Below are 12,914 nucleotides of genomic sequence, written 5' to 3' on the forward strand. Positions count from 1 at the left end.
TACAATATCGATTTTCTGTTTATCGATCGAGGCGTTGATTGCAACGAGCTCGTGCGCTTCTCTCTTCTGCCCGAACTGCCAATGATCGATCTTGAACAGATTCCCTGCGGAGGCTCCCCGGTAGACCATGTATAGATCGTGGATGCCTGACGCGCCGGATACGCTTGTCGTCTTGGACTGGTAGTCCGTCTCGCCGCCTGTGTTAGCAACCGGAAGCGTCCCGACCAACGGGCCGTCGGCGCTGTCCAGACGCAGTTCGATTCTACTGCCAATAGAGCCGCTTGCTACATTGGCCGTGAATGTACCGGCGCCGGCCGTGCCGAAATCAACATTGGATACGGCCGTCCAGTCACCATCTTGGATGCTGCTGACGCTTAGGTTAATGCTGTCGACCATACCGCCTGGCTCGGTCGTGCTTTCCGTAGCGATGCCGCCGTTCCAACCGATGGTTTCCGCTTCGACTCTTGTATAAGGGTCGACGTTGTTCACCTGAGGAACACCTGTATAATCGCCGGTAATATTCTGAATGACGCCGTTGGCATCGAAGCTTACCTTATTGACGTGCGCGTTACGATAGCCGTGGGGCTGGCCCCCCATTTGCGGGTACGTCCCGCTCTCGGCCATCGCCTTGGCCAGCGTCTGCGCATGATAGGTGATATACCACTGATCATTGAATTCGAACATCGCATGGTGATTGTTACCGCCCACGCCGAAGAATGCGGCAGGGTTCGGTAGGATCGTTTTGACATAAGTAAACGGCCCCATCGGATTGTCGCTTACCATGTAAGCAATCGTTCCCGTAGGAATATCCGCCGGATGACTGCCCGAGAAATTCGTGCAATAGGAGTAGTAGTACTTGCCGTTGTACTTGTTGATGCCGGAGTCCTCGAAGAGCCACGGCGGATTGATCGGTTTCACGACGCCGTTGCTAGCCGTCAGGTCGAGGCTGATCATATCCGCGCCGAGCTTGGCGACGCGTGCGGTTCCCGGATCGGATTCCTTGCCTGCCGGAACGCCGCCGCCAAAGTACAAGTACCCGCTTCCGTCATCGTCCACGAGCACCGCAGGGTCGAACAGCCATGTCACATCGCTCGCGCCCGGCGTGCTTCTGCTGACGAGGGGCTTGCCGATCGGGTCCGTGAACGGGCCGATCGGGCTGTCCGCCGTAAGTACGCCGATCCCGTTCGCGCTGTCCGCGAAATAGAGGAAGAATTTCTCCTTGCCATCGATCGTCTTATGCGCAGCTGCTGGCGCCCAGGAGTTATTGGCCCATTTGGCCGCGCCTTGGGATCCGGCTACGGGGATCTCGCCATGATCCGTCCAGTTCACCATATCGGCCGACGAAATAACGGTAATCTTATTGATTCTGCCGTACGTATTATCCTTGACGGTCCCGTCGGCATTGTACTCCAGAATGTCATTGGTCATGTAGATATACACTCTGCCGTTATAGACCATCGCGGACGGATCCGCGCCGAACTTGTGCGAGATGAGCGGGTTGCCTCTCTCGGGCGTCTTCGCGATAGCAGGCGTGATGGCTGCGGCTTCCGCAGCATAGGTTTGTACCGCAGCGATGGGACTGGATAAGACCGTTAATGTTGCAGCCATCGTGACGGCCATCAGCTTTTTCCATGTTTTCATTTCGTATACCCTCCACTTTTTTGCGTCAATGGATTTAAGTTACTTATAAGACCTTTTTACACGATATCTTGAATAGCTCGGAACATTGTCACCTCCCTTCATCGCCATACTGTAAGCGCTGCCATTCTTGATCGCGTTACGCACGCCCGTGCCCCTCAATCCGCTTTCGCCATAACTGCATTAAAGATCGAACAGGACCTGTTCACGTTAATTTGTAACCGCTAACAAATTAACTTTAGGAGCGGTTGAGAACTAGCATAATCGAATGTTTACGCGTTTTCGATGTGTTTTCTTCGTTAAAAAGTTGATTATTTTGCTTGTTTTGAAGGGTGGTTTTCGGCCTGGCTCATGGGGGATTTCGAATGGTTTTTAGCAGCATTTTCAGAAAATCACGGTTCATATTTTCATTATGTTGCTCTTCGCGCATTCGTTACAAGGTTCATGTTTTTACATCTGCAAACCATCGTTTACCTTTAAAAGCAATGCTTTGGCCGAACTGCTACTATTCGTGGAATGGTTAGAATCTCCCCATGAATGACCTGCTTCGGCGTTCGTTATCCGACCTGTTTGCCCTCAAACAAAAAAGTACACATCGAACCAAAAATAGTGCAATTTTATTGTAGGGACCGGTCTATGTCTGCTCTTTCCTACTGCACAGGCACAATAAAAAGACCCGCATCCTATGCTGGCGCGGGTCCTCTACTGCTGCTTGATAAGGGGCGATGATTGGGATCATTCCGTCGTGATGCCCGAGATGCTCCATTTCGTACCGTCTGGATGCGGGCAGTCCTTCTCGGCAAGTTTCCCGCGCACTTCGACCAGGCATCCGCAGTGCATGCATGTTGTCTCATACGCCAGCGACAGGCAAGCCCGGCACGTATCGAGCCGGGCCATATACGCCTCTTCGCTGACAAAGACGAAATCTTTGCCCTCCATGGAGGCGAGCATGCGGGCGATCTGCCCGCGCGTCACCCGCACGTCCGCCGAGCATCCCTTGCAGCCGTCGTTCGTCCGCATGATCAGAAGCGCAGCGTGAGTACCGTAATCGACATTGGCGCTAGCGTCACGGACAGACCTTCCAGGCTAATGTCCGTCACCCCGTCGAACGGCTGCGGAACTACCGTCTCCGGCTGCTCGAACGTGTTGTGCGCGCTCATGTCCGCATGCGCCAGCACGCGGCCGCTCACCTGCGGGATGTCCTTTAATCCGCGCAGACGCAGCGCCACCGGCGCTTCACCCTTAGGGTCGACGTTGCACAAGCTGATATCGATCGTGCCGTCGGCCCGTTTCGACGCGGATACGCTGACCTGAGGAATCGTTTCGTCTCCCACGCGGTATTCGCCGGTCTCGAGATGAAGGGCCAGCGCTTCCGCGTCCTGGTGTACCTTGAACATCTCGAAGACGTGATAGGTCGGCGTCAGCAGCATATTCACGCCCTCGGTCAAGATCATCGCCTGCAACACGTTGACCGTCTGCGCGATGTTCGCCATATGTACGCGGTCGCAGTGCCGCTGGAACACGTGAAAATGAAGCCCCGCCACGAGCGCGTCCCGCAGCGAATTCTGCTGGTAGAGGAAGCCAGGGTTCGTCCCCGGCTCTACCCGGAACCAGGTCCCCCACTCGTCCACGATCAAACCGACCCGCTTGTTCGGATCATACTTGTCCATGACCGTGGAGTGGCGCGCGATCAGCTCGTCCATGCGAAGCGCTTGCTGCATCGTCTCGAACCACTCCGCTTCGTCGAAGCCAAGAGCCGGTCGCTTGAGCTCGAATCCGCCAGGAACGGTGTAATAGTGCAGGCTTAAACCGTCCATAAGGGGTCCGGCCTGCTGCATCAGCGTCTCCGTCCAATGGTAGTCGTCGGTGTTCGCTCCGCCCGCGATTTTATACAGCCGGTTATCGCCGTAATTGCGTACGTAAGTTTGGTACCTGCGGTACTCGTCGGCGTAATATTCGGCCCGCATGTTGCCCCCGCAGCCCCAATTCTCATTGCCGACGCCGAAATACTTCAGCTTCCATGGCTTCTCGCGGCCGTTCGCCTTCCGCCAGTTCGCCATCGGCGACTCGCCGTCGAAGGTCATGTACTCGACCCACTCCTGCATTTCCTGGATCGAGCCGCTGCCCACGTTGCCGCAAATATACGGCTCCGTGCCGAGCAGCTCGCACAGATCGAAAAATTCATGGGTGCCGAAGTGGTTATTCTCGACGACGCCGCCCCAGTGCGTGTTGACCATGCGCTTGCGCTGTTCCCTTGGGCCCACGCCGTCCTTCCAATGATACTCGTCGGCGAAGCAGCCGCCCGGCCACCGGAGCACCGGAATGGAGAGGTTGCGCAGCGCTTCCAGGACGTCGTTGCGAATACCCCGCGTGTTCGGAATGGGTGAATCTTCTCCGACCCAGATGCCTTCGTAAATACATCGGCCGAGATGCTCGGCGAAATGCCCGTAAATATGCCGGCTGATCTTACCTGCCGGTAAATCGGTATTGACCGTGATTGTCGTATTCATTCTATATCTCCCCTTATTGCGTTCTTATCCTTTGACGGCGCCTGCGATCATGCTATTTTGTACCTGTTTGCTGAGCAGCAAATAGATGATGATGGTCGGAATGGTCGTGATCATGAGCCCTGCGCCGATAATTCCCCATTGCGTAATATAGGTGCCTACCATGGACATCATCCCGACCGTTAGCGTCTGGAATGACGTTTCATTAATGAATGTCACCGCGAACATCAGTTCATTCCAAGAAGAGAGGAAGGTAAAGATGGACACCGTCGCCACCGCGGGACGAACAAGCGGGAATACGATGAACAGGAAGGTTCTGTAGATTCCGCAGCCGTCAATGACCGCGGATTCTTCCATCTCGCGGGGGATCCCTTTGAAGAAGCTGGCCAGGATGAATACCGCCATCGGAATCGCAAAAGCGACATAAGGGATAATCAAGGCCCAATAGGTATTCAACATTTTCAAATTCTTCAGTACCATGAACAACGGCAGCAAAGCCGCGTGAATCGGGACCATCATCCCGAGCAGGATGAGCATCATCGTCAAATTGTTCCATTTCCAGTTCATGCGCGTGATCGCGTAGCCCGTCATCGAGGCAAGCACCACAACGAGGAGAATGGTTACCGCGGTCACGAAGACGCTATTGAAAAAATAGGTCAGCACATGGCCTTCCGTAAATGCCTTGGCGTAATTGCTCCACAGGAACTTCTTGGGGAGTCCCAGCACATCGCCGCTAAAAATCTCGCTATTGTCTTTCAAAGAGAAAAAGGCCAGCCAGACGAGCGGGTAGATCTGCGTGATCGCGATCACGATCAAAAACGCTTGCACGATGATTTTCCCCGCGGACCTAGGCCTTCTTGGCAAAGCAGCTTCGGCAGCATTCACTTTGCTCACCCCCTACTCGGTTTTGAAAAATGTATTGATGACGACCGTAAACACGAGGCATTCCAGAATAATAAAGACGGACAATGCACTCCCGTAACCGTATCTGTACGTATCGAATATGGTCGTGTACATCAGCGTGCTTGGCACTTCCGTAGCGAATAGAGGGCCTCCGCCCGTTAATACGTATACCAGATCGAATACCTTGAACGCGCCGATGACGGAGAAAACAAGACAGACTTTGAGGATCGGCCTCATGAGCGGAATCGTGATGGCAATGGCCGTTCGCACGCGGGATGCCCCGTCAATCTTGGCCGCTTCGAAAATGTCCTGCGAAACCGACTTCGCGCCTGCGTACATCAGCAGCATATGATAACCGATATATTGCCACAACGTTGGAATAAACGAGGCGATAAGCGCTGTCTTCTTCTGCCCCAGCCAGTCTTGTACCCAACCGGAAAGGCCGATGTCCTTCAGCAAGGTGTTCAGAAGACCATAGTCCGCGTTGTAGATTTTAGACCAAAGCTGCGCAATAACGACGGTAGAGATCAGAACCGGGATAAAATAAACCGTACGGTAAAACCCTTCTCCCTTGACTGCGGATGCAAGTACAAGGGCTAACACCAGGGAAATTGGAAGTTGAATGAAAACGGACGCGGCCGCGAACAAGAGGGAATTTTTCATCGCATGCAATGCCCGGGTATCCGTGAACATTTCAACATAATTTCGGAAGCCGATAAAAGCACCTTTACCTACGCCATTCCAATCGAGCAAGCTATAGTAGCTGGAGATGAAGATCGGTACCAGAACGATCCCGCAAAAAATGAGAAGCGTCGGAAGAACGAAGATGGAAATCGCCGTTTTATTCGAGAATACAGAATTCATAATGTTACTCCTATCCTAGATGTGGCTAGGAGTGCCCTAACCACATCAGATTTCGGATGATGATTGGATCACAGATCCAGTTCCGTCGGTTTCAACTGCGCCATCTGTTTACAGAATTCTTCCGGGGACATATCTCCTGATAGAAGCGTTGCGATCAAGTTCTTGTGCGCATCCGCCGATTCAGCCGGGAGAATATTATCCCACCACGTAATGAACGAGTTCCCCGTTTTCATGATTTCCGCAGCGGCTTGGTCAAGTTCGGAAAGCCCTGACGTGTCAATCCCATCCGTATTCCAGCTAGGGAGCCCCGCTCCGGCCTGAAAACCTTTCGTACCGAGCTCCATGCTCAAATAGGTGAGGAATTCAACGGCTTCTTTGGGATATTTGGTGGAGCTGCTCACATAGAAACCATCCTGGCCACCGCCGAAAATTTCGGTGCTCTTGCCTTTGCCGTCCTCGAAGATCGGGAAAGGAACGACTTGAACTTTGCCTTTAACGGCGGAAGATTCGTCCTCGATCCCGCCATTGACCCAGTTCGCTTGGACCATCATGGCTCCGTTGCCCGCATTGAAAGCACCGAGCATTTCATCGTAGCTCATGCTGAACATGCTGCTGTTGAAGGCGCCGGCCTTTGCCAGTTCTTGCATCTTGGCGGCTGCGGCGACGAAGTCGGGCGTGTTCCACTTGGAAGGATCTTTGAATGCTTCCACTACGGCGTCATTGCCTGCCTGGCGCATCGCGATAAGGTCATACCAATACATGCCCGGCCAACGGTCTTTCTCTCCGATCAGAGCAGGCGTAATACCCGCTTCCTTCAATTTCGATACCGCATCGAGCAGCTCCTGATAGGTCGTCGGGATCTTAGCTCCGGCTTTCTGGAACAGTTCGGTATTCACATAAAGACTCGCGATATGGGTATAGACCGGCAGCGAGTAGATTTTCCCGTTGGTCGTTATGCCCTCCAGCATGCCCGGCGCCATCTTTGCCTTAATGTCGTCCGTCACATAGCTCGTGATGTCCAGCACGTTATCGGACTTGATATAAGGCTGCATAAAGCTGCCGCCGCCCATGCCGTAAAAGACGTCAGGCGCTTCGTTGGCCGCGAGTGCGGTCTTGATTTTGGTCTTATACTGCTCCCCTGTGGTACCCGTCCGTTCAACCTGAATGTTCGGATGATCGGCGTTCCATTTCTCAATGATTTCCGGCAGTAACTTGGATGACGGATCGGTGTTGCCGACAGACTGATCCCAGAGCTTCAACTTTATCGTGCCGCTCCCCCCTGCTTGCGTCTCTCCCTCAGACGGGGACGAGCATGCGGCTAAGCTGCCCGTAAGGCCGAGAGCCAGCACAACCACCATCGATCTTTTTAATAACGCTTTCATCTTTGAACCTCCCTAGTCATGTTTCTTCACCTATTTTAAGATGGCAGCTGTCTTTACTCCATTCAAAATACGCGCATCAGATTTGAAAATTCGAACATCTCGCCGCACAAAAAAAGAATAGCCTAACCCCCTGCAGGCAGGAGGTTAAGGCTAGCGTCGTTGATGACCTGCCTATTGGAACAGGTCCGGCAAAATGTCATAGATATATTGATTCACCCAATTCCAAGCATGCGTGCCGCCATCGCCCACGATGAAATAGAAATTCCCTTTGTTCGTATCCGAGGAATAAATGAAGGCATCCGTTAATTGCTTCATGGCATCGATTTGAGGCTTCAAGTTGGGGTAAGCGATATCCAGGTTGCCCGTAGCGCTGAACACATAGTAATCCTTCGGCTCATAGCCGGAATTTCGGGCGACATTGGCGAGGTATTCCGCCGTTTCCTTTGGTTTGCTGCCCCCGGCCGCCTGGCCCAAGACCCAGCTATCGCCGCTTAATGGCATATAGTACTTGAAGTAGTCAAGGCCATGGATAAAGGTATACCACGTCGTGACCGAACCCATCGAGAATCCGCCGAAGGCTCGATGCGCTCGGGATGCTCGTAGATCGTCCAGACTCGCGGATTGGGCATACGTATGATACTTGGTCTCCACGAGCGGAACGATGTTGCCGATTAATTCTTCGTGAAACAATGCGGTATCGTTCTTTCCGCCATAGAAAGTAGGCGTTACCACAATCATCGGCTCCATATCGCCATTCGCGATCATATTGTCCAGAATCCGCTTCAGTTCTTTACTCTGGCCGGGTCCGCCGAAGATCAGATTCTCATTCTCTCCGCCGCCGTGCATGAGGTAGAGAACATTATATTTCTTATTCGAATCGGAAGCGTCATAACCGTTAGGCAGATAGACATTCAGTTTTTTATCATCCATGCCGTTCGTTAAGTTGGGAGCTCTGTACGTCAAGCTCTCGATTGTACCCGGTTGATCGCTCTCTTGCCGGTATTCATCCGGGACAGCCTTGAAATACTTCTCGTTTGCCGCTTCTTCGGTCATTTCCAGCTTACCGATTGCCTCCTTGATCGCAGCGTATTGGTTATCGAGTTGTTCCTGCGTGGTTGTACCATCGTTGATCATGTTATCGGCGACAACCTTCGTAATCGCATCCGTAACGATATTTGCATTGGTATACAGCGAGAAATCAAGCTTCAACGTGCTCGTGATGAGATTCATGAGGTCATAAGGATTTAGCCCGCTAACCGCATGCTTGGTCTTGCCGGCAAGCAGGACGTTGCCGAACTTACTCGTATCATTCCATGCGGTGCCCGTGGAATCGAAAACATTCAGCGTACCGATCCGTTCCGATCCTTTCGCATCATTAACCTGCAGCTCGAGGCCGAGCACCTTGCCGTTCTCCGGCTTTGTCCGGAGCGCGATTCTTGCTTCGATGACATATCCGCCGTCGACCTTTTTCGCAGAGGTATAAATCCGCTCGGCAGCTCCATTGTCCACGGATTGGGCATTTTCATAGTTTACGCGAAAATGAAAGTCGTCCACGCCGTATTCTTGCGTCTTGTCATTGTTCTCGTCCATGAAGAGTTCCGCGGAATCCTGCATATAGGGCGTTCCGGATTGCACGGACAAGTTCTTATCCTTGACTTCCGCAAGAATATATAGCGCGCGTTCATCCCATAAAGCCTTAAAAGAAGCTGAAGCCTCGGCCTGGCTTGAACCGTGTTTCGGGATAACCGCCGGTGCGCTGCTCCATGCTCGATCGATGGTACCATCAACCACGGGCGATCCGAAATAGGCCACCATCCTGCCTTGGGAGTCGAATCCATACTTGTCTACCGGTACTTTCGCCGGTCCCTCCGACGGTTTCACAGTTGCTGCAGGTGCTGCAGATACATCCGACCACGAACCCAGGCCATTCGTAAACATCAAGGCTCCAACGGTTAACATCATACCAACGGGTCGTAACAGCGCTTTCATTTTCTACCTCCTCAGTAAAATGGTTAATTCACCTCCAATTTTAGGGAAGAACCCGCATTTACTCCATTCAAAATACGTGCATCCGCTTTCAAAATTCGAACATCCAACCTTTTATCCTCTCAGGTTTCGGTATTCGTTGACGGACCGCCCAATATTCTTCTTGAAGAGAATGCTGAAATAATGGGGATCCGTGATTCCTACCTTTTCCCCCACCTCGTAGCCTCTTAAGTCCGTCTTTTTCAGCAAGGCCTCGGCCTTTTTCATGCGCAGATTCGTCAGATACTCCACAAAGGTCTGCCCCGTTTCCTTTTTCATCAGCCTGCCCAAATGCCCTGGACTGACGAAGAATGCTGCAGAGGCGCTGGCCAAGCCCAGCTTGGGATCACTCATGTTCTCCTCCAGATACGCCTTCATGCGGCTAATCAAGTTGCCCTCTTTGGCTTCATTTTTGGCATAGACGGTGCTTGCAAGCTGACCGACGTAATTCTCTAATGCGGTTTTGAACTCGGGCAGATTATCCGCGGTCAGTACCGTATCGAGCGTCTCCTTATGAAACGCGTAATCATGCTCGACTTGCTGTTCGATCGCCGCATGCTGGCATGCCGTGATGATATCCATCGCCGCCATGCGGAATTGAGAAACGCCGGAGAACGAGACATCGAAGATATCGCGCATGACCCCAAGCGCGCGTTCAGACGATCCGACGCTGACATCGAACTGTAATTGCTTGAGAAGTTCCGGGTTGGAACGATACGGACTCCCACCGTTATCGACGATGTCTTCAAAGCATACGACCTGATTGTGGCCGACGAAGGTTTTGTACTGAAGCGCACGGGCTGCCTCCTGATAGCCCAGGCTCATCTCCTGCGCCTTATGATGGGTACGACCGATCCCAATGTTGACGACGCAGCGGCAGGAATGGAGGAGATTGGATTGCAGCCGTACGCACTCGCTTACGAAATCAGCGTCCCGATCCATGGCAATAACGACGATGTGGTTTCGGGCATCCGATAACATGAAGACGCCGGAGTCGTCCTGGAAGAAGGCGTTGGCTCTGTTCTTGCCTTCCATCTGCAATAAGAGCAGCTGTTCCTCGGACATTGTCTCCGAGATCGGGCTAATCTCGATAACAGCCATTTGAAACGAGCTCGCTTGGTGTAGCGGAAACCCGAAATAAGCCGCCTTTTCCTGAATTTCTTCCAGAGAGAGGGCGCCGGTTATCCATTGGATCAGAAATTTTTCCTTCAGAAACGGAAAATTCCGCTCCAAGTCTTCCTTCAGTCGCTTCAGCTCATGATCGCGCATACGCTCTTCTTCGATTTTGCGTTTAAGCTTATCCGTTACCTGGAGCAATTCCGCGGCGCGAATAGGCTTTAGGATGAAGTCCGAAATCCCGAGTTGGATGCTCTTGCGTGCGTATTCGAACTCGTCATGCCCGGTGACGATCACGATTTTGATATGCGGATACTTCGCCAGGACCATGCCGCTGAATTCGATCCCATTCATCGAGGGCATATAAATATCGGTCAAAATAATGTCCGGTCGCCATTGATCCACCAGATCTAACGCTTCATGCGCACTCGCTGCTTCGCCTACAATCGTCATTCCCCGGCCTTCCCAGTCCATGCGCATCTTGATCAAATTCCGGATGAGATATTCGTCGTCCACGATCAGAACCTTCAGCTTGTCCATGATGTATCCCCTCCCAACGGTATGAATAAAGCGATAACCGTTCCTTTGCCCGGTTCGCTTTCGATTTTGAAACTGCTTCGGTCGCCGTAAAAGATACGCAGACGTTCCAAGGTCCCCCACAAGCCAAAGCTCTCGATCTGCCCTTTTCCCTCCGGGCGAACAATTCGCGCGACTTCTTCTTCCGACATGCCTATGCCATCGTCGGCAACCGATATTCTCAACATCCCGTCCGCGTGATGCGCGCTGATTCGAATTGTCCCCTTCATTCCTTTGGACCTTATGCCGTGATACAGCGAATTCTCGACCAACGGCTGCAAAACCAGCTTTAGAATTTTGTGCGGGCAGCAGCTTTCGTCCACGTCGTATTCGACCTCGAAAATATCCTGATAGCGTGCTTTTTGGATTTTCAAGTAGTTGCGCACCATATCGATCTCTTCGCCGATCGTGATGATATCGCGTCCTTTGCTGACGCTCATGCGGTAGTAGCTGCCCAGCGCTTCCAGCAGGTCGCATACCTGATCGTTCAACCCCGACATCGCCAAGGAAGTAATGGAGTCGAGCGTATTATATAAAAAATGCGGCTTGATTTGCGCTTGCAGCGTATTGAGTTCCGCCTTGCGAATCGTCTTCTGCTCTTCGATAATCCGCTTCAGCAATTGATCGATTTGTTCAATCATGTTGTTGTAGCCAATGAACAGCTGTTCGAATTCGTAGCTGCTCGTCGCAGCGGGCACTTTCCGAAGACTGCCGCTTTGGGCTTTTTTCATGGATCGCAACAGTTGATGAATGGGATGAATAATGCTGCGCGAGATAATGAATGAGGTCACGAAGAAAACGACGCCATTGATAATGAGCAGCATAAGCGCTAATAGGACAAGTGATTTATTGACTGTGCGGAATAAATTGTGGGGCGTTACGCTCACGAACTTCCAGTTGAAACTCCCTTCCGATAGAAAAGAGACCGTATAGGTCTGGGAATCGGACTTCACGGAAAGGTTGCCCGCCGCTTGCTGCAGTAAGGTTTGATTGAGCAACTGCTCGTCTGACGCCATGATCTGCTTCATAAGGGCGAAACGATCATCATCCGTCGAATTAGCGGCAATGATCTGGTTATTCTCGTCCAGAATCGCGATTTGCAGAGCATTTTGATTCGGGAGATTGGCATACGCCTGTACGAAAGCCTCACCCTTGATATTGATGACCAGCACCCCGAGAGGCGACGTGTCGTCCATGTCCCGAATCAATCGGATAAAGGATACAAAATTGCTATCGGAGCTTTCGGTGAACGCCCCGCTCCCATTTAATCGCAGAATGTACTTCCCCTTCTCGGCTACCACCTGCGAATACCATTCCGCGTCATGGACGTTCGCTCTCGCAAAAGTCGGGGATTGCTGGGTTCCGACGGAAAAACGATTTCCCGAGTTATCGAATATGTAGACGGAATCGATGATCGGAACCGCTTGCATGAGATTATTCAAATACATACTGACTTTGGACTGGGTTTGCAAATCGGCATACACATTCCCCTGTCTAAGCAAGTTCTGCAAGTTGTCATCCGAAAATATCATCTTGGAATAGTTGTTCACGTTACCCACCATCAAATCCACGTTTGTTTGGATGGAGGTAAGCGTTTGCAAAGAGGCTTCGTTAAGTTTGTTCTGGGCGGAATTCGTGGATATTTTGTTGAATACGACATAGCTGAAAGCCACCGAAAGCAAGATCACCAAAAAATAGTAAAATGGGATTTTTAGCGCCAATTTTTTCGGCCGGCCGCGAATGGAAGATCTCATGTATTTCACCGTTCGTAGCACTGGAGCACCTCCATTTTATCGATAAAACGCTAGATATCATATATACCATACCTAAATGCCCGCTAACTAGCCTAGGAAACTTACATCCTACTGTTTGGATTCTTAGGAGTTGATTAACAACATTGTTC

General features: G+C 51.8%; 8 protein-coding genes and 1 pseudogene. All 9 read right to left on the reverse strand.

The window, feature by feature from the left end:
- Nucleotides 1-63 precede the first annotated feature (63 nt).
- A pseudogene (locus FHS18_RS35310) lies at nt 64-1,620 on the reverse strand (glycoside hydrolase family 43 protein); the annotation flags it as partial.
- A 753-nt stretch (nt 1,621-2,373) separates the two neighbouring features.
- Nucleotides 2,374-2,658 carry a DUF6171 family protein gene (locus FHS18_RS00390; RefSeq protein ID WP_183595813.1) on the reverse strand — a complete coding sequence of 95 codons (285 nt, stop codon included), beginning with the start codon at nt 2,656-2,658 and terminating at the stop codon, nt 2,374-2,376.
- Between the two features lie 2 nt (nt 2,659-2,660).
- Nucleotides 2,661-4,148: an alpha-N-arabinofuranosidase gene (locus FHS18_RS00395; protein ID WP_183595815.1), complete on the reverse strand. Its 1,488-nt coding sequence runs from the start codon at nt 4,146-4,148 to the stop codon at nt 2,661-2,663.
- A gap of 24 nt (nt 4,149-4,172) precedes the next feature.
- On the reverse strand, nt 4,173-4,973 hold the full coding sequence (locus FHS18_RS00400) for a carbohydrate ABC transporter permease (protein WP_343060336.1): 801 nt from the start codon (nt 4,971-4,973) through the stop codon (nt 4,173-4,175).
- Nucleotides 4,974-5,042: 69 nt separating this feature from the next.
- Nucleotides 5,043-5,912 carry a carbohydrate ABC transporter permease gene (locus FHS18_RS00405; RefSeq protein WP_183595819.1) on the reverse strand — a complete coding sequence of 290 codons (870 nt, stop codon included), beginning with the start codon at nt 5,910-5,912 and terminating at the stop codon, nt 5,043-5,045.
- Nucleotides 5,913-5,980: 68 nt separating this feature from the next.
- Nucleotides 5,981-7,294: an extracellular solute-binding protein gene (locus tag FHS18_RS00410; protein WP_183595821.1), complete on the reverse strand. Its 1,314-nt coding sequence runs from the start codon at nt 7,292-7,294 to the stop codon at nt 5,981-5,983.
- A gap of 171 nt (nt 7,295-7,465) precedes the next feature.
- Nucleotides 7,466-9,283, reverse strand: a complete 1,818-nt coding sequence (locus FHS18_RS00415) for a sugar-binding protein (protein ID WP_183595823.1) — start codon at nt 9,281-9,283, stop codon at nt 7,466-7,468.
- Between the two features lie 111 nt (nt 9,284-9,394).
- Nucleotides 9,395-10,975, reverse strand: coding sequence for a response regulator (locus tag FHS18_RS00420; RefSeq protein ID WP_183595825.1), 1,581 nt, complete (start codon nt 10,973-10,975; stop codon nt 9,395-9,397).
- The gene (locus FHS18_RS00425) at nt 10,963-12,684 is read right to left on the reverse strand and encodes a sensor histidine kinase (RefSeq protein WP_343060337.1); all 1,722 of its coding nucleotides are present in this window, start codon (nt 12,682-12,684) and stop codon (nt 10,963-10,965) included. The genes FHS18_RS00420 and FHS18_RS00425 overlap by 13 nt, the downstream gene beginning before the upstream one ends.
- Between the last annotated feature and the right edge of the window lie 230 nt (nt 12,685-12,914).

This window comes from Paenibacillus phyllosphaerae (genome assembly GCF_014192105.1).
GTDB lineage: Bacteria > Bacillota > Bacilli > Paenibacillales > Paenibacillaceae > Paenibacillus_Z > Paenibacillus_Z phyllosphaerae.

Excerpts from the sequence above, each read along its gene's own strand:
- FHS18_RS00410 (WP_183595821.1), bottom strand. The coding sequence starts at position 7,294 with ATGAAAGCGTTATTAAAAAGATCGATGGTGGTTGTGCTGGCTCTCGGC.
- FHS18_RS00390 (WP_183595813.1), bottom strand. The coding sequence starts at position 2,658 with ATGCGGACGAACGACGGCTGCAAGGGATGCTCGGCGGACGTGCGGGTG.
- FHS18_RS00415 (WP_183595823.1), bottom strand. The coding sequence starts at position 9,283 with ATGAAAGCGCTGTTACGACCCGTTGGTATGATGTTAACCGTTGGAGCC.
- FHS18_RS00395 (WP_183595815.1), bottom strand. The coding sequence starts at position 4,148 with ATGAATACGACAATCACGGTCAATACCGATTTACCGGCAGGTAAGATC.
- FHS18_RS00420 (WP_183595825.1), bottom strand. The coding sequence starts at position 10,975 with ATGGACAAGCTGAAGGTTCTGATCGTGGACGACGAATATCTCATCCGG.
- FHS18_RS00405 (WP_183595819.1), bottom strand. The coding sequence starts at position 5,912 with ATGAATTCTGTATTCTCGAATAAAACGGCGATTTCCATCTTCGTTCTT.